Below are 23,630 nucleotides of genomic sequence, written 5' to 3' on the forward strand. Positions count from 1 at the left end.
AACAACTCATTTTTTAGCACTGATTATTAATTGATTGGAAAGTTCTTCGTAAAAATCATTATTCGCTGCCAATTTATCAACCAACAGAAAAGGAATTCCGGCCTGTCTTGAACAAGCTCCATCTAAATCATCTCTATCTCCAATGAAAAGACAATTGTTTTTATCTTTGATATCTAATTCAGAGATAATATAATTTAGCCCATTTGGCAATGGTTTTAAAGTATTCACTTGCTCATCTGTTGAACTTACAACAATATCAGCACTTAAGCCCATGCTATTCAACTTGTCAGCAGATTCATAATCAGAATAAATCGCTGTCAATATCTTATTCTGTTTTAAAACATTAAAAAAAAGGATTATGCCAGGATATGTAAATTGTCCTAGATATCTGTTTGGAAAGTTAAACATCCATTTCTCTATCACTTTCGCAACTTTGGTAACTGGCACGTTCATTTTCTCCGCACACCATACAAATTGCTGAAGATAAAGATCTTCAAATTGAGCGCCACCTCTTTTTTCTCTTTCATTTCTAAAATGATAAAGAATTAAAAGATCTCTATACCGCCATGGTCTAACCAGGTAATGCTTGATAAGAGCTACTAACATTTTTCTTCTTAACCTCTTTTGATCATAGAGTGTACCATCAACATCAAAAATTACAAGCTCTAATGTATCCCAGGAAATATTTTTTACACTCATACATTTATTTAAGGATAAAATTATTAAAAAATTAGATATTGCATAGCTTTAAAAGATTATTAATGAATATTTTAAATACAGTATATTTTTCCAACAAAAACTATTGGAACTTGTCAGTATGTCTCCTTTTAATCATTGGATTTGCATTCCGCATCTTTCATTTTATTTATAACAGGTCCCTATGGATAGACGAAGTCTATTTATCTACAAGTTTAGTAAAAATGGACTTTCGAGAATTAGCAACTAAACCGCTATACTATCAGCAAAAAGCCCCAATAGGCTTTTTATGGTTAAATAAATTGGTGATCAACTTATTTGGTAATACTGAAATATTTCTCAGGTTAATTCCTCTTATATCTGGTGTAGCCTCAATGCTATTATTTGTTCCTATATCGAAGTACTTTCTTAACAATTGGGGAAGGTTGATCGCTATAGGTATAATTAGTTTTTCACCTGCATTGATTTATCACAGTGTAGAAATCAAACAATACTCGACCGAGTTATTTTGCACTCTTCTTTCGCTGTATATGTTTATTAAATATAATCAAAGTACAGAATTAAAAGGGATGTTTCAATGGGGTATTATTGGGGCGACCATCCTATGGTTTTCTCATTCCGCTATATTTATCTTGTCAGGGATAGCAATTGGCTTGGGCCTACAATACCTCTTAGAGAAAAAATGGAAAAGTCTCTTTTTAAGTTTAATCCCATTTACCATATGGTTAATTAGCTTTCTCATTAATTATACCCTCTTCACTCATAAGCATGTAGAATCAAAATGGATTGTTTATTGGTTTAGATCGTACGCTAACTTTATGCCTTTTCCTCCAAAGTCCTTAACCGACTTAACTTGGTTTCCATTAAACTTATACAGGATGATAGACTATCCTTTAGGCCTTTTATGGAATTTTAATAGTCTGACAAATAACCCGCCACTAAATCAAGTATTAAAAATGCCGTTTATTGGTATTGGTCTACTTTTTATAGGTGTTTATGCCCTATGCAGAAGAAATAAAGCACATTTCTCTATACTCATCCCCCCTATAATTATTACTTTAATAGCTTCCTCATTAGAATTGTATCCATTAACTGAAAGATTTTGGGTATTCCTCAGCCCTATACTTATCTTGATCATTGCCTTTGGCTTTGATTATTTGATTAAGGGTTTTAAGTCAAAAAGAACTATTGTTCTTCTTTTAATCATTGTCCTTTTCGGGCCATTCTACCAATCTCTAATATTCACATTCAAACCGGAAACCTTTTACGTCCATAAAAAATCATTTCAAAGAGAAGCGCTAATTTATCTCAATAACAATTATAGAAAAAATGATATAGTTTATATTTACTGGAATGATTTACCTGGATATAAATTATATAAGGATATATATCATCTAAATTTCAATGCAGTAGAAGGAACGGATGTACGTCAACAATCTAAAGACCTTAAGGATTATTACAAGAATTTAGAACCTGATTTTAATCAACTATCCGGTGGAAAAAGAATATGGTTGATATATAATACGATGTATACATCGAACATAGGTGACAAAATAGATGACCCAAGCTGGTATTACCAAAAGAATCATAATTCGACAGATGATTTAGTTAAGGAACTCCTAAGATTCGGCCCCACCCTTAAAAAATATAAGACTAAAGATATAACGGTCTATTTGATTGATAACAATAAAAAAAAATAAATGTAGTTTTTTATACATATTTTTATAAATTCACTGATTATGTCCAAGTATAATACGCAAAATCAACCTTTAGTTTAAACATCTTCATTTAAGCCCTCAATATGCGTATTGCACATATCATAATGACACATAAAAATCCTAATCAATTAGCAAGATTGATCAAGCGATTACATCACCCCCAATTCGACTTTTATATCCATGTTGACAACAAAATACCCATAGGTGATTTTAAATCAGTTTTAGATATTGAACAGGTATCATTTATTAAAAATAGAATAACTTGCAATTGGGGAGGAAATAGTTTTTTACAAGCAATCGTCGGCTCCGTAAAAGAAGTTCTTTCGCTTAATAAGGACTATGATTTTATCAACTTACTAAGTGCTCAGGACTATCCTTTAACCTCGGCTGAAAACATCTATCAGTACTTTGCCGATAAAATAGGGATGAACTTCATTTCATATGAAGATTCCCACGATTCGGTGTGGTTGGAGCAAGCCATTTTTCGTTATGAAAAGTATCACTTTACCGATTTTAGCTTTAAATGGAAATATTTTGCTCAAAAAGTTTTGAATCAAATCACACCTTCGCGAAAGTTTCCGCTTCCCATGAAACTGTATGGGGGAAGTAAATCTTCCTGGTGGACTATTAGTAAAGAAAGTGCGATATATCTAACCGAAATCCTAACGGACAATTTAAAACTAAATAGGTTCTTAAAGTATTCTTGGGGGACAGATGAATTTGTTCTTACAACTCTCCTTATGAACTCACCGTTCAAAGACAGAACAGTTAATAACAATTTGAGATATATTGATTGGTCTGAAGGAAATGCTCACCCCAAATTACTCTTAGCGGAAGATTTTGAATCTATTAAATCATCAAACATGATATTTGCAAGGAAATTTGATCAGGAAATTGACCCCCTTGTACTGGATAAGATTGATAATGAATGTCTGGCATGATCACAATTGTTTTAGCAGCTATATTCGGGTAAAAAAATTCCCACTTATTTTTCAGAAACAAATAGAGGATTACACTAACAATTCCCCAACTTACAGAATCAAATTCTACAGGAAGCTCACCAACAAGTATTAGAGGCCGACAGAACTGCTTTATGTAATATAAATGTCATAAAAAAAATATATTAAAGTTGGAAATAAAAAGCTAAACATGGGAAAATCATTCCCCACACAAAGGATAAGCACATTTCCTTTCATTTATCTGTTCCTTAATGTCAGGACACAAAAACAAGGTTTTATTTTTTGTGTATAAATTTCATTACAATTGTGGCGATAAGGGATAAATTTAGAAATAAACTTACATTTATGGTAAACAACTCAAAGATGCATTTAATAATATGTGTATTAGTACTATTATGTGCTGCTTGCAAAAAAAATCCAATCATAACTGAAGAACCTGCGGTAGATATACCGGCCACAACACCACCAGTACCCTCAAATCCAAAACCAGATCCAGACCCAACACCTAATCCAGCTTTAATTAATATCGAAGTGGGAACAGGCTCAGGCTCGTTAACAATAGACGGAGCCACGCTTAATATCCTCCCAAATACGCTCGTAAAAATTAAGTCTGGAAATTATAATACAATTACAATAAGAAACATCACAGCCACCGTAGATAAGCCTGTGTACGTTAAAAATGACGGGCAAGTTAACATATCTGGTTCCATGCAGACAAATAACATTAGCAACGTTGTGATCGCAGGAGATAATACATCAGGCATTACATATGGGATTAACTTTGAGAACATTTCATACAGAGCCATTCGTTTTGATGGAAAGATGAACAATGTTACCTTAAAGAATATGCGCTTTAAAAACGTTGGCGATTATGTAATGTCAGCACAAAGTAGCGGAGTACAATATACCGGCAGTGCGGATACAAGAACCGATGGCTTTAAAATATTGTATTGCATGTTTGATAATGCAGGAACAATATCAATGGGTGGAAACTACTATAAAGACAGTGGTGAAGATACAGGGCTTTTCAAAGATGTTGAAATTGCTTACAATACATTTCAAAATAGCGACTGGGGAAGTATGTGCAGCTTCACCAATACACAGGATTATAATATACATCACAATGTAGTTAATAACGTAAATCCGACAGCCAATCAGCATAATGGAGTATTCTTCATGCAGGGCAATGGAAAATTCCACCACAACAAGCTAACTAACTATCAAGGAAATTCAATCAGAATGTGGGTTTACTCAAGAGGCACCACCCCTTCGACAGTTGAAATTTACGAGAATATTTGCTACAACACTAGAAAATATAGCGGTTTTGAATTGCAAGCATTTGACAGAAATATAAATCCTGGAAAAACAACCTATGTTAATGCTAAAGTCTATAACAATACAGTAGGGAAAATGAACATATCAAAGGATTGGGAAGGTCAAATTTTAGACCTTTACAATACAGGTGGTTCATTAGAATACTATAACAACCTAGGGTTTGATTTAATTAGTGGAAAAACCATTGAAAATATGATCAACAATATGAGTGACACTAAGATTATTGTTAATTCGAATAATAAGTACGTTCCTCAACAATCAAATGCCGTGAATGATACTAATAACTTTACGTCAAAATTCCCTGGTGTAGGAGCCTCTGGAATTTAACAACGGAAAAGTAATACAAAAAACAAGGCCGAGATTATAACATAATCTCGGCCTTTTTTTTTTAAACTCAGAATAATACTACTGTCTCAAAAAGGAGCGCTTAAGTATATTTGAAATCTTATTATATACTTTTCTGATAACACGACGATTACCGCTTATTGGTTTAAAATTTTTCCATGGTGTCATTGATAAATACCTAAAAAACTCATCTTTATATACTTGCTTAGAATTATAGGAAGTAAATATAGGCTTGATATCAAGGAAATGTACAATAAATGGATTATCGTTTTCTTTAAATGCAAACCAATTCCATTTAGGATCCAGTTCCAACCACTTATTAGCCATTACAACATTTAATCCGTATTGATCAGGTAAACGAACATGCTCTTTATACTTTGTTAATACGGATATAACTTCACTAGAAACATCTTCTTGAAGCCACTTTTTCGTATTAATAACTAAAATGCCAGAATTAAAATACTTTGTATCAGCAGAAAGGCCAAGTTCTTTATAATTAGATATCCCCCCCCATTCACAAGCTACGTTTAAACCAACATCTTGAACAGCGGCTATTGTATGATCGCCTAAAGGCAAATGCCATAGTTTCGATATATCATCCTGAACTATAGTATCTACATCCAAGTAGATCAACTTTTCAACATCAGCATCAACAATGTAGGGAGAAAAAACCCTCAAATAAACTGTCCAAGGATAAGCCGAATTATCTATAGGCACTACAATGCTATCAGGAATTATCTCCCTGCTTTTAAACCATTTAAGTGTTATTCTTTTTGGATCTACAATTGTTTCTAATTTCGCACGCGTTTTACTCGATATGCCATCATCTATAATATGAAAATCTATATGCTCTTCAGTTTTATGATTTAATTCAATCGATTTCAATAATGCACCAATCAAAATTGCATAATGATTATCACTTGCTACGACAATGGATATGTTATTCTTTTTCATATTTTATAAAGAGTATTTTTTTGCTTATCCGCCATTCAAATAAAGAGAACACATCCCATATAAACCAAGCTATTGGAGAGATACAAATTTCATGCTATATCGTGAACTACAAGACCAAATAAAAATAATGTAATAATTTATAAGTTTACAGTAAAAAGGAGATTATATGTTATTTAATTACGAACTGAACTTTCTGAAACATATTTTTTATCTTTTTTAAGTAACGACTAGATTTCCCAATCGGCTTAAAATTTCTCCATTGAGTTTGTTTCAGATAAAAAAAGAATTCTTCTTTATAATTATAGGAATACTCTTTATAAATTGGTTTTCTATGAAAGTAATGTATCAAACTCGGTTTAAGGATGGTATTAACAGAAAAACAACTCCACGTTGGATCTATTTCATGCCACTGCCCAATCAATGCAACATTTAAACCATACTGATCACTTAATGAAGCATATTTTTTATTATTAGCAATAGCATCAATAGCTTTTCTCGTAATATCGGCGTCAAGCCATTTTTTAATATTAATCACCTGCAATCCAGAGTTAAAATACTTTTGATTTCCATCCAATCCTAGCTCTTTGTAATTTTCTATTCCATTTCCTATCGTCTTCATTTTAGGACCAATTGTATCACTAATAGCTCCAATGATAGATTCACCGATATCTATATTCCATAAATTACTAATATCATCAAGCATAATCATATCTACATCGAAGTAAATAATCTTTTCAACCTGAGCTGGAATAAAATAAGGTATTAACAATCGCACAAGAATATTTAGCGGATAAGCATTATTGATGAAGGGAAGATTTACATCCTTAGGGATTGCATTCTCCATCTCAATCCAATGCAGTTGGATCTTATCATGGTTCAAGGAATCAATAATTTTTACACGACTTTTTTTTGAGATACTATCATCAACTATATAAACATCTATTATCTCTTCTTCTTTATGATTTAACTCAATCGATTTTAAGAAAGCCGCTAACAAAACAGCATAATAGTCATCACATACTAGTACAATACTTATTCTTTTTTCCTGCATCTGTAATAAATAAGAAATTTCATTAAAATAATAATAACGAAAGTATAAATTTTGCGTGGATTATTGTGAATAAATATATCCGAAGAATGACATATAGCTCTTATTTTTAACTGTTAAGGTTCAATCATCAAAATAACACATTACTATTTACCGGCGTATCCTCTGGAAGTATGTTTTAAATAAACTATAAAATATATATTTGTTGAACCAAACAATGCCATACGAATTCGAAAACTCTAAATTCCATGTGTTTAATTAGCATAATTGTCCCCGTTTATAACGTTGAAGAATATATTGAAAAGTGTATTTCGTCACTTTTACAACAGACCAATAAAAATTTCGAGATTATAATAGTCGATGATCAATCCCCAGATCAATCTATTAATTTGGCTAGTAAATTACTGTCAACTCAAAATGCTATTGCTTATCAAATAATAACCAGCGAAAAAAATGGTGGACTTTCTGCAGCAAGGAACTTAGGAATAAGTAAATCCAATGGAAAATTTCTATTGTTCGTTGATAGTGATGATTGGATAGAGATTAACACGGTACAAAAGCTGGTGGAGGCTACATCTACAAAAGACTCAGAAATGTTTTTTTTTCGAGTACGACAGGTTTATGGCGATAGTGATAGAGTCGACATACTAAAAAGCATTGAACCGGCTACAATACATGGTAAAAAAGCCCTTTCATTACTTTTTAAGGGAAAATATCCTGCTCATATATGCAAGATACTAATCGATAAAAAATTGTTTAGTGATATTAAATTCCCAGAGGGAAAAATTTATGAAGATGTACTAACATTACCATATTTATTGTATAAAACGAATAATGTTACTTTTATAGATGATATACTTTACAATTATTATCAACGCTCAGGGTCAATAACTAAAAGTTATAATCCAAAACTTGAAGAAGTTATTGATCAACTTTCATTAATGGATCATCATTTTAGTGAAATTTTGAGCAGTAAATTACTTACCCAATTTAAAAGATACACGTATCTCACCTATCATGTAATAATTTGTCATACCATATATTACTCTGTAGACTTTGAAAAGTCGAAAGCAGTATTGCTGAAAATAAAGAAAGCATTAAGTTTAACTACTCTTCTAAAAATTACGGTTACACAACCTTCAAAAGCAATAGCAGACTTGATTCTCCTAAAAACATTTTCAAAATTATTTTATAAGAAATATAAATTTATTAGGTAATAACCATTGTTAGATTATTACCTATAAAGACTTTCTTACTTCAAGAATATCTTTTAAAGAATATTTATATTTGAGTGTGAGGCTTATGTAGATCACTCCCCCAATAAGAACCTGAGTGACGGTGTGATAAATACCTTCATATCCAATTAAAGATTTATAGATATAAATTACAAATACCATAATTAGGCAAAAGAATATTGGTTTTATGATATTCTTCAAAAATTCTTCTATAAAATCCCCAATTAAATAATTAACCATTTTAAAATTCAAAATCAGGCTAATTATATTAGTTATCAAAATACCAATAGCCACTCCTGTAATATGCCAGTATTTACCAAGTACAAATACTAAAGGTATTTTTATAACCAAAGTAACAATACTTAAATAAAACAGATAATTCGGCTTTCCTTTTGAATACGCGATAGTAAATAAAGGATGTGCCAAACAACTAAAGGCACTCACAAAAATAAAAATTCTTACTAATGGAAATGTTTCAGACCAGCCAGGACCATAGACTAATGGGACTACGCTTTCTACTGTAATATACAAACCAGCTAATAATGGATAATTAAAATAACTTAATATATCTAATATCTTCAAGTAGGTCCTTTTCAAAATAGCCTCATCATCCTTGATTTTTGCAATAAGTGGGTAAGCGACTTGCAGGATTAGCGGATTAAGCTTTGATATCGGATAATAGCCCAGTTGCATTGCTAAAGTATATATTCCTAAATATTTAGGGCCTAATATTTTACCAATAATAATATTATCCCAATTACTTTGCACGAATCCAACAAATGTTTCGCCCAAATTAAACATCCCAAATTTCAAATGGGCTTTTATTTCCTTTATTTTAAAATGCAGTTTTGGAGTGAACAGATGTCGTCCATAATATATCTCTAAAATAGTTCTAATAGCATGAGTAACTAATCCTCCATATACTATTGAAAGTTCTTTATATCCTTTATAAGCTAAAAAAATCATTAGGAGGAAGCCAACTGCATTTCCAGTTATATCTATTATAGCAATTGACTTAAAGCGAAGTTCCTTTTTTAATAAAATAGCAGGAATTGATCCCAAATAAATAAAAAGAAATATAAACGCAGTAACATTTATTACTTTGCTCAAACGCGGTTCATTATAAAATGCGACCACGAGTGGGGAAGCAAAATACACAATTATAAACATACTGACTCCCAAGAGTATATTTACATAATAAACCGTTGACAAAATCCTTTGATCAGTTTCTTGCTTATGAATAATAGAATTTGAAAATCCAAGATCAGCAAATGTCAAGAAAAATGCGATAAATACATTGCTCATAGCAACAATTCCAAAATCACTTGAATCTAAAAACCTTGCTAATATTGCAATTTGAGCAAACTGAATCCCTGTTTGAATGACTGTAGAAAGAGTAACCCACTTACCACTATTTATTGCTAATTTACTAAAACTCATAATTTAGATGGTTTTCTAGTCTACAACTCTCCTTTATTCAATTGATCTACAGCATAATTACAAGCTCTCGCTGTTAAGGCCATGTAAGTTAACGATGGGTTTTGACACGCCGAAGACGTCATGCAACTTCCATCAGTTAGAAATACGTTTTTCACAGCATGCACTTGATTAAAGCCATTTAACACAGATGTATTGGGATCTCTCCCCATACGCGCCGTACCCATTTCGTGAATAGTCGTCCCCCCTGGCTTGTGATAATTAAAAGAACCAACATCAACAAAACCAGCATTTCTCAACATTTTAGCAGATGTCTCTTCAATATCTTTCATCATTTTGTATTCATTCTCCTTAAATGAAAAGTTGATTCTAATTAATGGTAAACCCCATTTATCCTTTTCGTATTCGTCCAAAGATATTTTATTCTCATAATACGGTAAGCACTCACCCCATCCAGCCATCCAGATGGTCCACTTTCCGGGGGCAGTTAACTTTTCTTTAAAATCTTTTCCAAATCCACTCTCCCCCTGTATATCCTCCCATCCTTCTCTTTCACCATCTCCTTGTATATTATATCCTCTTTTAAAATCTAAACCTTTGTCATTTTTTAAATTACGAAATCTTGGAATTAAAAAACCACAAGGTCTTCTCCCTTTATAATACTGATCCTTATACCCTTCGAACGTACCATAAGCACCGGCTGACGAATGGTGATCCATTAAATTATGCCCTAGCTGCCCGCTGTCATTGCCCAATCCATTTGGAAATCGTTCGGATTTTGAATTTAAAAGTAGAGCAGTACTTGCTATTGTAGACGCATTAACAAAAATTATTTTTGCATAATATTCCAAAATTTCATTAGAATTAGCGTCTATTACTTTAACACCAACGGCTTTCTTTTGCAAATCATCGTATAGAATTTCAGCAGCGACAGAGAAAGGTCTTAAAGTTAAATTCCCGGTTGCTCGTGCAGCAGGAATCGTGGAGCTATTACTACTAAAATACCCACCGAAAGGACAACCTCGGGTACACAAATTACGATTTTGACAAGGACCTCGATTGTCCCATCCTCTCGTCAGATTTGCCACCCTTGCAATCGTTAATACATGCCCCTCCTTGTCTTTTCGTAATGAATCCGCCAAATGTTTCTCAACACAATTTAACTCCATAGGTGGCAAAAAAACACCATCTGGTAATTGAGCTAGTTTTTCGCTTTTCCCACTTACTCCAATAAATGATTCAACATAATCATACCAGTATTCTAAATCTTTATACCGAATTGGCCAATCTACACCAATACCGTCATTCTTATTTGCTTCAAAATCTAAATCACTCCAACGATAGCATTGTCTTCCCCATGTTAGCGATCTACCACCAACCTGGTATCCTCTAAACCAATTAAAAGGTTTATCTTGAATATATGGGTGCTCCTTATCGCTGACATAAAAATGTTTATTCTCAGGATTGTAAACATTACTCTGTACAGGATCAATCTGTTTATCTTTAATGGTATTATTAAACCCATTCTTAAAATCCCATGGATTAAGGTTTGCGGTTGGATAATCCTTTATATGCTCAACATCACGCCCCCTTTCAAGAAGTAAAGTTTTTAATCCCTTTTTACATAGCTCCATTGCGGCCCAGCCTCCGCTTATGCCAGACCCTATAACAATTGCATCATAAGTATTTTTCTCACTACTTTTATCCGAGATATGCATAATTTATTTTGTTGCCCATGATTTTTGATTAGGTGTTAAAGAGATACAGGCTGCATAGTTCCCAGGTATATAATCATAGGCCAAACCACGCGTAGCTCCCAACTGCGATAAGCAATAGCCATCTATAGTTAAACTTTTAAGTTGAGAAAAAAAAGATTTACCCAAAAGTCTATTACTTACTTTATTAAACAAAGTATATTTATATACTCCCCTTTGCTCAAAGTACTCTAAAATTTTATTTCTATCATTTACACTGCAATTAAAAAAAGTCCTTTGAAATTGTCTTTCAGTATAACTTTCGAGCTCAGTTAAGCCATTTAAAAATAAATTTTGCTCCACACTTGCAGTACAATTTAACAAAATGTTAATGATATAATTTTCAACTTTAGCTTCTTTGGCACCCGGTGTATCAGTTGATGGAATAATAGTTTCAGCTAATTCAGCTATTAATTCTTTGCGAGACAAAAAAGAATCAGGATCTATAGTATGATGGCAGTTTATCCATTTATAAACAGAAAAAGATGATGCACCAATAAAACTTAATCCTAATATACTTTTTATGGAAGTTCTTCTGTTCACTAAAATTTCGGTATTAAGGAGTAAATATAATTATTAACCACCTAAAAAATTAGGTTTTAAACGTATTTATTTTTAATACCTAATTATAGAAGTATTTGATTTATATTTATTAAAAATACTTCTAACTATTATATTAATGAGGCCCATTTCCATTCCAGCAAGCGTTTTAGAATACAACAAAAACTCTGATTCATTGAAATACAAGATCCCCATTATTGTTGAGAATTTTAAAAAATTATTCAAAGAAACCCCAGATATTTCGATTGTAATCCCTGCGTACAACGAGGAAGATAATATTCTAAAAACGCTATACTCACTATCGAATACCAATACAAAATATAGTGTTGAAGTCATAGTTGTAAATAACAATTCGAAAGATAGAACTGAGGAGTTAATTAAAGCCACTGGAGTTATTTATGTGCATGAGGTCAGACAGGGAATTACAATTGCGAGAAACTCAGGATTAGCGGTTGCAACTGGAAAATATTTAATAAATGCAGACGCAGATACAATCTACCCTTCTTCCTGGATTGATGATATGGTTAATCCTTTAATGCAGGATAATAAAATAGCGCTTACATATGGTCGTTTTTCATTCATCCCACTAGAAAAAACTTCAAGATTTTTATATTTTCTTTTTGAGTATTTAGCAGATACTAATCGAGTTGTAAATCGTTCTTTTAAGGAAGAAGCATTAAATGTGTACGGTTTTAATTCAGCTTGCAGAAGGGAGCAATGCTTAAGCGTAGATGGATTTAATCACCCAGCTGGAACCAATGAAGACGGCTGGCTGGCTATCAAATTGAGAGAAAAAGGATACGGAAAACTGCATTGGGTTACGAAAAAAAGAAGTATTGTGTGGACAACCGATAGAAAAATCCTAATTGATGGTGGAATTAAAAAAGCTACGTTCGGACGTATAAAAAAATATATAGGTCTATAAAATGTATTATCTTAATTAGACTCCGTTGTTTCCATTATGTTTTGTCGCAACAGACCTATTGTTTGCACTTCTGGCATACATAAGCGACACCAACTGGAAATAAATAAATTTTGGAATATTAATCAATGAGCGATATATCCTTTTATCAGTTGGATAGTTCTTTAAAGAAATGTAAAAACTAATCACAAAAACCACCAATGCGATCAGCCAAATTATTGAGTATTCCTGGCTAATGAATAAATTAGCAAACCCAAAAAGTACGGCCGAAAGAATAAACATAAACAATGGTGGTCTTAGTAAAATTAGTCCGAACAAAAACTGATTTACACTAAAATTTTTCAGTCCCTTATAGATTATATCAAAACCATAACCAAAATACTTAAACCAAGTATTAATCCATCTAGAGCGCTGATTGATTAATTGTTCTGATTGCACAGTCTTTTCATCATAGACAATTGCTTCTTTAGCAAATGCAATGCGCTTATCTTTCTTAAGAATTTGCGCTTGCAAAACCTTATCAAACCCCGCCCCACTTATATCAAGTTCTCCTAGACACTCCTTGTATAAATCAACTTTAAAAGCCATACCCGAACCAGCCAAAGTAGCAGATGAACCCAGTTCAAACAAAATTTCACCATCATAAAAATGATAATATATATCCCTGGCTGCATCTAGGCACGCATATGTAGAATTTAAATTTTTGGCAGCTCTTGTTCCTTGTACAGCTTCAAACCCTAAATCAAAAAAAACATTAATTTCTTTTAAATAGTTTGGATCTACAATATTATCACTGTCGATAATTGTCAATACATCATGTTTACGTTTAAAATTAGCTATTGCAAAAAAATGAGAGCGAGTATTACTGGCCAAAACGGTTTCGGGTTTTAACAAGATTACTTTTTCATTTTCAAAATGAAGATTGGAAATATCACACTTATCAGCTACTATGTAAATTAAATAATTAGCATAATTTAATTTCAAAATTGAATCTACAACTGCAGGTAATAATGTAGTTTGCTCATATGCCGTTACAATAATTGCATAGTCATTTTCCCTTGATCCTTGAAATCCCCTCTCGCTAAATCTTTTTGATTTCCCTTTAATTTTATAAATTAGATACAATATAAAAGGGAGAACCAAATGATATCCAATTAAAATCTGAACGATTATCCAAGATATTTGAAGAAAGCTCATTTATTACTATTTAAAAAAATTAAAATTTGCTCACTCATTAATTTGACGCTATTTCCCCAAGTGTGACCTGATACAAAATCGATCCTAGCCTTTGCTAAAGATTCATTATTCTCCTTTATCGCCATTTTTATCAAATCAATATAATCAGTTTTGTTATTTGCAAGGTAAACATGTTCTTTAAAAACCTCCATCGTTTTGGTTTGAGTAGCAACTGTTGGTTTACCTAATGAGAGATATTCGTCAATCTTCCTGGGATAATTACCAATAGTTACTTCATTAATAACTTGAGGGTTGATACAAACATCAAAAGCATTTACGTAGCCGGGAAGCTCATTCACTCCCTTCTGCCCAAAAAAATAAACATTCCCTAAATTATGTAAATTACTTGCTTTAAAGGTGTCATCTTCAGGCCCCACTAAGACAACATGATAATCAGGAAAGTTTATTGCTATGTGTTCTATAACTTCAATATCCAGACGCAAACTATTCAAAGACCCAACGTACCCAATAATTTTATCCTTTATTTCAACTAAATCATCTGGTCGCTTTAAATTATCTGGATTTTGAAAATCATCTATATCACATCCTTGACCAACGTAATAAGATTTAGGATTATATTTTTTACAATAATCAGCAAGATAAGTTGAGTTTGCGAAACACAAATCATTGTTTGCAATCAACTCAGGTTCCAATTTCTCACCATGCTTCTTCCAATAATCTACTGCAACCATATAGTCTCTTGAATAGTAAATACTAATAGCAGGTTTTAATAGATCATTCAAGTAAAACCCTTTGAAAATCTCATTATCATTAAAAAGAATAATGTCATTAAAATTAAGTGACGCAATGGCTTTCCCGATTGACCGGGCTAATTTTTTATTATTGAATTTATTTAAATAACTAAAGATAAATGTACTGTTAATCCAATTTATAGACTCAACCATACAGTCAGGATAATAATTCCAAAGCTGGTCTTTTACTTTAACAAGCCCATTCGATCGGCCTTTAATAACATCCAATCTTTTTTGTATTTTCAGATCCTTTTTATTTCTAAATAGGGTAATTCTATCTAGGGGTGAGTTAATGTACAAAACCCGATTATATTTACTTAATTCGAGCGCTATATTTTTGCAATTGCTACCTATTTCTGTATCCCAAGGCTGTTGTCCAACAATTATAATATCCCTTCCTTCAATAATTCCACTCATCCCCATAAAGCATTAAAATTTTCTTAAAAATAAAGCAGAATAATAATTACAATAACGATAAACAGTTCTTAAAATAGTGACAAAGAAATTATTACTGTTTCTCCACATATCCCTGGTCATCGTACTTGGCTCATCGCTAGAATTTACTTGTTCTAATACCGATTTATGGTCCTCATAAAAAAATGCCTTTCCCTTCTTCTTCAAAAATGACATCATCATTGAAAATTCCGTCTTATCACCAGAAGTTCCTTCAAGATATCGCCCGAACTTTTGAGAGAAATTGTTTCTCTTTAAATGAGGATGATCGCTATAATATGCAAATTTATCCAACCCTGGATACCACCATTTGAAAATCATCTCCGAAAATCCATATTTATTAGCTTTGAGATAAGGATATTTGTTATAAGCGTAGAATCTCACCATATCAAAATCCTCATACTCCTTTAACAAAGAAACGCCATTTCTTAAATGTTCGCTAAAGCAATCCAATGGTATAAAATCTTCTTGAATGTAAAGTATAAAGGGAGTCCTAACTGCATCTTGGCCTTTATTTAAATTATTCCCTAAACCTCCATTCTTTTCACTAGTAATAAGTCTGAAATTATAATCCTTATTTAAGTCCTTGATGTAATCCAAATGCTCCGGCTTACTACAATCATCTGACACTACAATATCTTTAAACGAACAATTCGCTTCCTTGATTTTAGAAAGTAATTGCTCTAAAGATTTGCTACGATTATAATGCGTGATCATCAATGTGACGTCATCAAAATATTCAACTTTATTAGTCATTTTTGATTTTATGAAGAACCTATCTTTTCCCAAAGCCCAGATTCCGGGTTATATTTCTTTATTAACCTTGCCGGATTTCCTACAGCCACAGTATATGCTGGTACGTCTTTCGTAACTACACTTCCAGCGCCTATAACGCAATGTTTGCCTAATGTTACGCCTGCGGTTATGACACTATTAGCCCCTATCCATACATTATCAGAAATTACTATTTCCTTACAAGATACTTTTTGAAGGGATGGCGGTACCTCAACATCCTCATAACCATGATTTAATCCCGAAACAACAATATTCTGTGCAAGCATCACATGATTGCCAATACGAACCGGCCCAATAATCACGTCCCCAAGTCCAATAAATGTCTTATGCCCGATAATAACATCTCCAACCCCATTATTGATCGTAGCAAAATCTTCAATGACAGACTCATTTCCCAATACAAATTGGTTAAAAGGAAATACATCCAATCGGGTTCGGCTCCTGATTACAGATTTCGTACCTCTTTTATGCTTAAATGGGTTCAAAAACCATCTTACCCATAATCGAGGTCTACTCTCATTTTTAGGGATAAGCATGGTTAAAGCCAATTTCTTAAGCTTCGGATTAGATTTTATTTTTGAAATAATAGACATTAACAAGTTAAATTAGTATTTCATGACTATTCTTCCTTCTGAAGGTAACTTAGTCCCCTAGCAAAACCATATATAAAACATAATATGGCAGGAAGTGCGAATATTTCGTAAGGCATAGGTTTAAACTATAGGTTCTAAAAGCTTTGTATTTCTAATCTCTTCATCAAATTTAGGCATTTTATATATGAAGGCCCATGACATATATACAATAATAGAAGTAGGCATTGTATTAATTACTTCATTACCATAACTACAGATAAGTATTCCTGCAAATCCGGAGGTCAAAGCAATCGCCTTAATCTTAAGACCTTCATCCTCTATTCGCCAGGTTATTCCGCAACATTTCCCTAGAATATACATCATTATTCCAATCCATATTGTAAACCCCACTATACCATACATGGCCCAAACCTTTACCCAGAAGCTATCAGGCTGAATTTTTGATAAAAATTTATCCTGGTTATAAATACTGTTAGTCCCTAATACCCCAAGTCCCCCACCAAACGGCCTAGTACTCATATATTCAGTTAAAACTCTTTGGCTCGCAAGTCTAACATTTAGTGAGGGATCCTCTGGATTCAAAGCTGTGCGTAATCTGTATATATCGTAATTCCCATTACCTATAGTTGTAAATTTCAAAAAACAAATAAAACCAATCGCCAGAATACCTCCCAAAATCAGTACCTTAAACTTTTTACTTAAAACAATAGCTACAAATGCACCAGGCACTAAGGCAAATAAAGCCCCCCTGGTACCAGACAATAGCATACCATAAAGCATAAATCCTGCAGCTACAAATAAAATGATCTTCATTTTCCTTTTAACCGGACCTAGAGCTAATATCAATGCCATAAGACCAATGTGTGCTTGGGAAGCACCAAATTGAGCTGCTTCAGAATAGAATGAAAACACCCTTAACCTTCCCCATAGTATATGAGTTGCTTCCCCACCACCTGCTAAAAAACTCAAGTCACCTTTTGATAAACCTATATGTTTTTGCTTAAATCCATCTAAAGCTGCTAAAGTTGAAAAAATCAAAACAATAGCAATAAAAGTATTTAAATCTTTGACTTTATTAAAAATAACTAAAGCAATCGTAGTAATTAAAAGAGGATATAATGCTGCACTTCGTATTTCCTTTAACCAGCCAATCACACTAGCTCCTGCTGGATTTACAACTTCTAAAACACTAATTATAAACCAAAATAATAACAAATAGAATAAATCTGTATTAATGTTCTTCCACTCGTTCGAAGTAGACATAAACGCAGCAGTAAGGAAGGCTATTAACAAAAAACCTTCAATTAAAGTCCCAGCTGGAAAATTCAAATTCAACTCTCTGGCTATTAACCAATAGACAAAGCAATAAATCAATAAAGTAAATACTATTTTCTTTGGATTCATGGAAAAAATTTATGCTATCTATAACAGTTACGATTAAGTTAAGCTGGCACTTGATTGGCTTTAGCTTCTGTTAATTTGATTTTATTTAGCACCCAGCCCATAAATCCTGGATTACTTTTTAAGTATTCAATGTATTCTTTGTCTTGATCGCCAATTGAATTCCCGGCTTCAAAAACAGCAATACTCTTTTCAGTAAATGAAAGCCATTCTTTAGCTATATTGGTATCTCTTAAACTATTTACATCAATTATGATGATATCAAACTGACCTTTTAGAACGTCAAAACCTACCTTCAAACTTCTTTCATTTTGTAATTCAAGTATTGAATTATTAGTAGCATTTTTGTTCAAGATCGTAATTAAATCCTCTGTTACGATTTCTTTCTTGACAATAAAAGCTTCAAAATTCTGGCTAGTAGAAATACTCTTAATGCCTTCATTACTTGTTGTTACAGGCTCTTCTCCAATTAACAAGACCTTTTTACCGATCATAGCAAAAGCATAGGCCAAATTATAGGCTATATAGGTTTTACCAGCCTTAGAAGCTATGCTTGTAACCCCCAATATATTGCTAGAGTCTTTAATCATCTCATTACTGATTTCAAACCTCAAAGACCTTAGCATATTCCTATACAGACTAAAATCCTTATTTTTATCATTGTCATTCCAGATATTCCTCACATTTCTATCCGAACCACTTAAATAGTTTAAATTACCCAGAACTCTTGATTTTGTTGCTGATGAAAGCTGGGATGAGCTATTAATTGACTTATCATTCATACAAATGAAAGCTAATGCACCCAATACCAACAGGAAACTTATTAATCCAGATAGCGCCAAATAAATCACTTTTTTTGAAGGTTCCGGCAAACCTGGCAATCCATATTGTTCAATCTGCAACTTTAAGCCCATTTTTTGCTCTGTTCTTGAGTTGTTATATCTATCAAGAGCTGCCATGTAATCCTTGGTTGCCAAATCAGCTTCACGTTCATAATTCTGAATATCAGCATCATAAGGAACCATACTGCTATATCGACCTCTCAAAACAGCAAGTTCAGCATCCAAAGATTTTAAGCTGCTCTTAGCCTGTTGCATTGCAATCTCAAGGTTTAACTTCTGTTGAACAAGCGCTTGCTTTGACGTCCGTGGATCAAGTAAATTCTCATTAGAATTCCTAATACTCTTCGCGCTTATAAGTCGGCTTAAAGAATCTACCTTTTTTTGATCAGACGATTTAAATCCACCATCCACCCAGTTGGCATTTGCAGTCTCCAATTGCCGCTTTAAAGTTACTATATCTGTGTTATCAGAAACACTACTACCAGTAACATAAGGATCACTTCCTCTAAGCTTACTTTCGATAGTAGCAATAGCTCCCATACTCGACTGAATTTGTTTTAATGCTTCGACCTTTTGGGCTTCATACGCCGTAATCTGAGAATATACAGTAGCTGATTGTTCACCTAAATTTAATACGCCTTTAGTTCTTTTAAACTGAGATAATGCATTATTCTTTTCATTCATCGTCGCCTCCTTCTTCTTCAATAAAGAGTCTAACAGAATAATTGAAACATTTTGATTATTATTTACATCAGCACTGTAGTTATTTATAAACTCTGAGGCCAGAGTATTCACAACATATGCAGACAATTCAGGAGTCTCAGATACATATTCAATATTGATAAAATCACTATTGTCTAAATGGGTAATTTCTATGGTTTTCTTTAGAGTCTCTTCCCCATACCCCATTGAGCCAATAATATCGAATATTTTATATTTTCCTTTATTATCTTCTAAAGTTAAAAGCTCTTTGTTTAAAAGCTTTTGCCTTATTTGTGCTATGACCTCATTCTTATTCTGCTGACTTAGAGAATCAATTTTTTCACTATACTTTCTAAATGCCTTTTTTGGAAGTTCAAGATCATGGAGTATTAAATTATATGAAAGCAAATTCATGACCTTTTTCATCTTGAACTTCTCCATTATATTATTAAATTCCTGGCTAATTTTAAAAAAATCAACGGTTTGATCAGAAATCACTCGTTTTGATGGATCTAATAACCCAGTCGAGATTTGGGCTTCAGACTTATACTGTTTAGGTAAATTTTGAACTAAAAAATAGGTAATAGTGACCGCTATCACTGGGACTAAGATTACGATCCATAAATATTTACGTACTAACTTTAGAAATGATTTAATATCCATCTAATACTATTTTAATAAAAGCTATTTAACGTCTGAAATTTTCTTTCCTATAATCTCCTCTAATAAATCTTTAGCTTTCAAAAAGGTAACTTCGGATTGTATTTTTGCGATGCTCGACCCAGACTGAGCAACTCTTGATTGGTTATATGCATCCAAAGTAATTTCGCCTCTTTCAAACCTATTTTTTAAACCATCCGAAACCCCCTTATTATCTTGTGCACTTTGGGTATATATTTTAAGTTGACTAAGCTGCTGAATATAATCATAATACCTTCTTTTAACTTCCATCTCAAGCTGAGTATCATATTCTTCTTGCTCTAACCTTGCTATTTTATAATCAGCTTTCGCCTTTTTTACCGTAAATGGTTTTTGAAGAAAGTTCCCCAAATTCACATTAATTCCAAATTGAAAACCATTTACATTATATGGATTAAGCGGATCTATAACAGTCCTATCTTTAGGTCTATAAAAATAAGACCCGTTAAAAACATCTAAATAAGATAACTGAGCAATTGGAATCTGAGTTTTTGCACCAATAGCGCGCTCTTCAAACATTTTCCTTCGAGGATAATTTTGTTTGGCTAAAGATATGTACTTCTCTAAATCAGAATAATTAATCTCTGGGATGATGGATTCCTGGGCCAGTACATCCGCACTTAAAAACATCAGTGATACAAGAATAATATTTAACAACTTTTTCATGAATTCTATTTTTTTGGTAGGTTAATTTTATATTTTAGATTATTTATACACTCTCCTTCTGTATTAAAGCAGGTATTGTTTTCATTATGATTTTAAGATCTAGCCATATCGAATAATTAGCTGCATAATAATTATCCAACTCTTTTCTTTCAGTTTCAGACATATCCTTCTTCCCTCTTTTACTGATCTGCCACAAACCGGTCAACCCAGCTGGACCCAAAAACCTAGTCGACCATTCATTAGTAGTTAACTGTTCAGCCTCATATAATGGAAGTGGTCTATTGCCCACTAATGACATATCGCCAATAAACACATTAATCAACTGAGGAAGTTCATCAATACTAGTTCTTCTTAAAAATGACCCCAATTTGGTTATCCTTGGATCATCTTTAAATTTAACAAATGCAGCTTTTCCATTTTTTTTATTGGACTCATTAGAATACTGGTTCAGCCCTGCTATTGAAGCAATCATTTGATCTGCATCACACCTCATCGACCTAAATTTATAGAAATCGAAAATCCTATATCCAGCCCCCACTCTTTTACTTTTATAAATTACATCGCCTTTCGATTCCAGTCTAATCAAAATAGCAACGAGAACAAACAAAGGACTCAAAAAGAATAAAGCACAACCTGATGCAATTACATCAAAAACCCTTTTTGTCATCGGGATTTGATACTCAACATCCATCTGCTTAGAAAGCTCCAAAAGTTTAGGCTTAATCAGCTTAAATTTTATTAAAAAATTAAGTCTTTCATAGAAATCTTCAATGGGAAATGGATAAGTGTAATAGTCATTTACCTTTAATTTCAAGGCCTTACTTCTCCATTCCTTATCCTCTTTAACCCCCAATAAAACTATAACTAATCCATGAAGAAGGGGATTACTCTTAATATAGCTTACTTGGCTAAAACAATCCTTATTATCATCTACCTCTATTAAAATAATATCAGGCAAAGTCAATAACGACTGCCGATCAAGGTAACTTTTAAAATCATCTGGATCCTCTAAGTGCTCGATATTAAAATTCGAATCAAAGTCCTCGAAAACTACACTTTTAAGTAATTTACCGAAATACACAATTTTTGCATTGATCTCAGGCCGATTAATAGTAGTGGTTATCATCATGCGAGAAGTTCTGTTATGTGAGATTTTAAAATTGTAGGATTAAATGGCTTCTCCATAAAACGGTCTATTTTAAAAGACATCTCTTTTACTTTTTCTTCCAAATCATCAGCACCGGACAATAATATAACCGGAGTATTTCTATAAAACCCACTAATCTTAAGGTTCTTAATCAATGTACTTCCATCAAAATAAGGCATCATCAAATCAGAGATGATTAAATCAGGGTCATTTCCTTCCTCCAACCAAGCAATAGCCTCTATACCGCTTGTTTTTATAATCAATGTATATTCAGAGGATAAAATAAAATTCAACAATTTAAGTATGCTTGGTTCATCGTCAACAACTAATATTATTTTTTTACTGCCGTCCTTACTCTCCATGTGTATTAAGCGATTTAATTTGTCTGCTTAGTGAAATTAATTCAAACTTAAACAAATAATTCCAACTACTTCTTTATTAAAACGACTTTTATGCAGAATAAAAATCATTTAACTTCAATCCATCTAAATGATGCTATTCATTATAAAAAAAACTAAATCAAGCACCGATTTTAAATCAACAACAAACTCATCGTCAAACCATTGACGATTATATATTAATTCGATCTTTTCATTAAAAATTTAATGATTGAATTTAGTTATTATTTCGAAAAATTAATAAATATTGTACAAATAAATTTCGACACAATAAAGCACACAATACAATCTGTATTGCTGATCAAAATGAATCAAAAACTACTTTGCATTTATCCGGAAAGACCCTTCCCTTACCTCGCCCTGCAAGCAAGAATTAAGTTCATTGGATACAACCCGACCAAAGGAATCAATGATCATTAATCTTATACCCTGATTTTCCAGCGATTTAACCTGAGTTTTCAAGTTGAAATCTGTCACATAAAAAAACGAAATGTCTTCACTGCCATTTTTTATGTTAACATTATAATCCTTACTCTGAACAGAGTAGCTTATTTGACAATCATTACATTCAACTCTCAGAATTCCCTTATTATTAAGGACAACATTTGACAAGTCGTTTGTTAATGATTCCTTTTTGCAACTGCTAAAGGATAAAATGAGAAGAATCAATAGGGTTGAGATTTTCATTTTTATTACTTTTTCACCAAGACAATTGAAAAAATCAGGCCACTATATTAATTTCATCAATTATCAAGTAAAATTAAACAAATAAACAGCTTAATCTACCCTTAATTAATAGAAGACAACAATTCAATTTGATCAATAATAATCTTTCGCGCATTCACGGCTCAATCAGAATTCCCCAAAAATACCCAATACGGGGATTATATCCATCAACATAAGTGCAAATCTACCCCCCATATCCTTATTATACAATACCTCTATTCCTATTATGACGAAAAAAATCTTCAAAAACACCTTC

20 protein-coding genes are annotated in these 23,630 nt (G+C 32.6%); 5 read left to right on the forward strand and 15 right to left on the reverse strand.

Annotated features, from left to right (window positions below; all coding sequences use genetic code 11):
- Positions 1-6: 6 nt before the first annotated feature.
- On the reverse strand, positions 7-699 hold the full coding sequence (locus EZ444_RS10500) for an HAD family hydrolase (protein WP_131608684.1): 693 nt from the start codon (positions 697-699) through the stop codon (positions 7-9).
- A gap of 62 nt (positions 700-761) precedes the next feature.
- Here EZ444_RS10500 and EZ444_RS10505 point away from each other — a divergent pair, with 62 nt between their 5' ends.
- The 3 genes from EZ444_RS10505 (at position 762) to EZ444_RS10515 (ending at position 5,035) form a co-directional block, all read left to right on the forward strand.
- Entirely contained in the window at positions 762-2,396 is a 1,635-nt protein-coding gene (locus tag EZ444_RS10505) for a glycosyltransferase family 39 protein (protein WP_131608685.1), read from the forward strand.
- A gap of 101 nt (positions 2,397-2,497) precedes the next feature.
- Positions 2,498-3,355, forward strand: a complete 858-nt coding sequence (locus EZ444_RS10510; protein ID WP_131608686.1) for a beta-1,6-N-acetylglucosaminyltransferase — start codon at positions 2,498-2,500, stop codon at positions 3,353-3,355.
- 363 nt (positions 3,356-3,718) lie between these two features.
- Positions 3,719-5,035: a hypothetical protein gene (locus EZ444_RS10515; protein WP_131608687.1), complete on the forward strand. Its 1,317-nt coding sequence runs from the start codon at positions 3,719-3,721 to the stop codon at positions 5,033-5,035.
- Positions 5,036-5,113: 78 nt separating this feature from the next.
- On the opposite strand, the gene EZ444_RS10520 is transcribed toward EZ444_RS10515, so the two are convergent.
- Both EZ444_RS10520 and EZ444_RS10525 read right to left on the reverse strand, forming a co-directional pair.
- Entirely contained in the window at positions 5,114-6,007 is an 894-nt protein-coding gene (locus tag EZ444_RS10520; protein WP_131608688.1) for a glycosyltransferase family 8 protein, read from the reverse strand.
- Between the two features lie 169 nt (positions 6,008-6,176).
- Positions 6,177-7,058, reverse strand: coding sequence for a glycosyltransferase family 8 protein (locus EZ444_RS10525; RefSeq protein WP_131608689.1), 882 nt, complete (start codon positions 7,056-7,058; stop codon positions 6,177-6,179).
- Between the two features lie 245 nt (positions 7,059-7,303).
- Between EZ444_RS10525 and EZ444_RS10530 the strand changes: the two genes are divergently transcribed.
- Positions 7,304-8,272: a glycosyltransferase family 2 protein gene (locus EZ444_RS10530; RefSeq protein WP_131608690.1), complete on the forward strand. Its 969-nt coding sequence runs from the start codon at positions 7,304-7,306 to the stop codon at positions 8,270-8,272.
- A gap of 21 nt (positions 8,273-8,293) precedes the next feature.
- Here EZ444_RS10530 and EZ444_RS10535 read toward each other — a convergent pair whose 3' ends face one another.
- From EZ444_RS10535 to EZ444_RS10545, 3 genes are read right to left on the reverse strand one after another with little or no spacing between them, the layout of a single operon-like run.
- Complete coding sequence (locus EZ444_RS10535) at positions 8,294-9,730, reverse strand: MOP flippase family protein (protein WP_131608691.1); 1,437 nt, start codon at positions 9,728-9,730, stop codon at positions 8,294-8,296.
- A 20-nt stretch (positions 9,731-9,750) separates the two neighbouring features.
- On the reverse strand, positions 9,751-11,445 hold the full coding sequence (locus EZ444_RS10540) for a GMC oxidoreductase (RefSeq protein WP_131608692.1): 1,695 nt from the start codon (positions 11,443-11,445) through the stop codon (positions 9,751-9,753).
- A 3-nt stretch (positions 11,446-11,448) separates the two neighbouring features.
- Complete coding sequence (locus EZ444_RS10545; protein ID WP_165503583.1) at positions 11,449-12,024, reverse strand: gluconate 2-dehydrogenase subunit 3 family protein; 576 nt, start codon at positions 12,022-12,024, stop codon at positions 11,449-11,451.
- A gap of 136 nt (positions 12,025-12,160) precedes the next feature.
- On the opposite strand from EZ444_RS10545, the gene EZ444_RS10550 reads away from it, so the two are divergent.
- Positions 12,161-12,967 (forward strand): glycosyltransferase family 2 protein, encoded by an 807-nt coding sequence (locus tag EZ444_RS10550; protein ID WP_131608694.1) that lies wholly within the window; start codon positions 12,161-12,163, stop codon positions 12,965-12,967.
- 15 nt (positions 12,968-12,982) lie between these two features.
- On the opposite strand, the gene EZ444_RS10555 is transcribed toward EZ444_RS10550, so the two are convergent.
- The 9 genes from EZ444_RS10555 to EZ444_RS10595 form a co-directional block, all read right to left on the reverse strand.
- Positions 12,983-14,161, reverse strand: coding sequence for a glycosyltransferase (locus EZ444_RS10555; RefSeq protein ID WP_131608695.1), 1,179 nt, complete (start codon positions 14,159-14,161; stop codon positions 12,983-12,985).
- Positions 14,158-15,369, reverse strand: coding sequence for a glycosyltransferase (locus tag EZ444_RS10560; RefSeq protein WP_131608696.1), 1,212 nt, complete (start codon positions 15,367-15,369; stop codon positions 14,158-14,160). The genes EZ444_RS10555 and EZ444_RS10560 overlap by 4 nt, the downstream gene beginning before the upstream one ends.
- Positions 15,370-15,381: 12 nt before the next feature.
- Positions 15,382-16,161 carry a glycosyltransferase gene (locus EZ444_RS10565; protein ID WP_131608697.1) on the reverse strand — a complete coding sequence of 260 codons (780 nt, stop codon included), beginning with the start codon at positions 16,159-16,161 and terminating at the stop codon, positions 15,382-15,384.
- A gap of 8 nt (positions 16,162-16,169) precedes the next feature.
- Positions 16,170-16,793, reverse strand: a complete 624-nt coding sequence (locus EZ444_RS10570) for an acyltransferase (protein ID WP_131608698.1) — start codon at positions 16,791-16,793, stop codon at positions 16,170-16,172.
- A 120-nt stretch (positions 16,794-16,913) separates the two neighbouring features.
- The gene (locus EZ444_RS10575; protein ID WP_131608699.1) at positions 16,914-18,197 is read right to left on the reverse strand and encodes an O-antigen ligase family protein; all 1,284 of its coding nucleotides are present in this window, start codon (positions 18,195-18,197) and stop codon (positions 16,914-16,916) included.
- A 38-nt stretch (positions 18,198-18,235) separates the two neighbouring features.
- Positions 18,236-20,401, reverse strand: a complete 2,166-nt coding sequence (locus EZ444_RS10580; protein WP_131608700.1) for an exopolysaccharide transport family protein — start codon at positions 20,399-20,401, stop codon at positions 18,236-18,238.
- A 21-nt stretch (positions 20,402-20,422) separates the two neighbouring features.
- Complete coding sequence (locus EZ444_RS10585; protein ID WP_131608701.1) at positions 20,423-21,103, reverse strand: TolC family protein; 681 nt, start codon at positions 21,101-21,103, stop codon at positions 20,423-20,425.
- A gap of 43 nt (positions 21,104-21,146) precedes the next feature.
- Positions 21,147-22,232: a sugar transferase gene (locus EZ444_RS10590; protein WP_131608702.1), complete on the reverse strand. Its 1,086-nt coding sequence runs from the start codon at positions 22,230-22,232 to the stop codon at positions 21,147-21,149.
- The gene (locus EZ444_RS10595; RefSeq protein ID WP_131608703.1) at positions 22,229-22,612 is read right to left on the reverse strand and encodes a response regulator; all 384 of its coding nucleotides are present in this window, start codon (positions 22,610-22,612) and stop codon (positions 22,229-22,231) included. Before EZ444_RS10595 ends, EZ444_RS10590 begins: the two co-directional genes overlap by 4 nt.
- Between the last annotated feature and the right edge of the window lie 1,018 nt (positions 22,613-23,630).

The organism is Pedobacter hiemivivus, assembly GCF_004331685.1.
Taxonomy (GTDB): Bacteria; Bacteroidota; Bacteroidia; order Sphingobacteriales; family Sphingobacteriaceae; genus Pedobacter; species Pedobacter hiemivivus.

Bases quoted from the DNA above. Each gene is read 5' to 3' on its own strand.
- EZ444_RS10585 (WP_131608701.1), bottom strand. From the start codon at position 21,103: ATGAAAAAGTTGTTAAATATTATTCTTGTATCACTGATGTTTTTAAGT.
- EZ444_RS10525 (WP_131608689.1), bottom strand. From the start codon at position 7,058: ATGCAGGAAAAAAGAATAAGTATTGTACTAGTATGTGATGACTATTAT.
- EZ444_RS10530 (WP_131608690.1), top strand. From the start codon at position 7,304: ATGTGTTTAATTAGCATAATTGTCCCCGTTTATAACGTTGAAGAATAT.
- EZ444_RS10540 (WP_131608692.1), bottom strand. From the start codon at position 11,445: ATGCATATCTCGGATAAAAGTAGTGAGAAAAATACTTATGATGCAATT.
- EZ444_RS10510 (WP_131608686.1), top strand. From the start codon at position 2,498: ATGCGTATTGCACATATCATAATGACACATAAAAATCCTAATCAATTA.
- EZ444_RS10590 (WP_131608702.1), bottom strand. From the start codon at position 22,232: ATGATGATAACCACTACTATTAATCGGCCTGAGATCAATGCAAAAATT.
- EZ444_RS10570 (WP_131608698.1), bottom strand. From the start codon at position 16,793: ATGTCTATTATTTCAAAAATAAAATCTAATCCGAAGCTTAAGAAATTG.
- EZ444_RS10505 (WP_131608685.1), top strand. From the start codon at position 762: ATGAATATTTTAAATACAGTATATTTTTCCAACAAAAACTATTGGAAC.
- EZ444_RS10595 (WP_131608703.1), bottom strand. From the start codon at position 22,612: ATGGAGAGTAAGGACGGCAGTAAAAAAATAATATTAGTTGTTGACGAT.
- EZ444_RS10500 (WP_131608684.1), bottom strand. From the start codon at position 699: ATGAGTGTAAAAAATATTTCCTGGGATACATTAGAGCTTGTAATTTTT.
- EZ444_RS10535 (WP_131608691.1), bottom strand. From the start codon at position 9,730: ATGAGTTTTAGTAAATTAGCAATAAATAGTGGTAAGTGGGTTACTCTT.
- EZ444_RS10520 (WP_131608688.1), bottom strand. From the start codon at position 6,007: ATGAAAAAGAATAACATATCCATTGTCGTAGCAAGTGATAATCATTAT.
- EZ444_RS10580 (WP_131608700.1), bottom strand. From the start codon at position 20,401: ATGGATATTAAATCATTTCTAAAGTTAGTACGTAAATATTTATGGATC.
- EZ444_RS10550 (WP_131608694.1), top strand. From the start codon at position 12,161: ATGAGGCCCATTTCCATTCCAGCAAGCGTTTTAGAATACAACAAAAAC.
- EZ444_RS10515 (WP_131608687.1), top strand. From the start codon at position 3,719: ATGGTAAACAACTCAAAGATGCATTTAATAATATGTGTATTAGTACTA.
- EZ444_RS10555 (WP_131608695.1), bottom strand. From the start codon at position 14,161: ATGAGCTTTCTTCAAATATCTTGGATAATCGTTCAGATTTTAATTGGA.
- EZ444_RS10575 (WP_131608699.1), bottom strand. From the start codon at position 18,197: ATGAATCCAAAGAAAATAGTATTTACTTTATTGATTTATTGCTTTGTC.
- EZ444_RS10565 (WP_131608697.1), bottom strand. From the start codon at position 16,161: ATGACTAATAAAGTTGAATATTTTGATGACGTCACATTGATGATCACG.
- EZ444_RS10560 (WP_131608696.1), bottom strand. From the start codon at position 15,369: ATGAGTGGAATTATTGAAGGAAGGGATATTATAATTGTTGGACAACAG.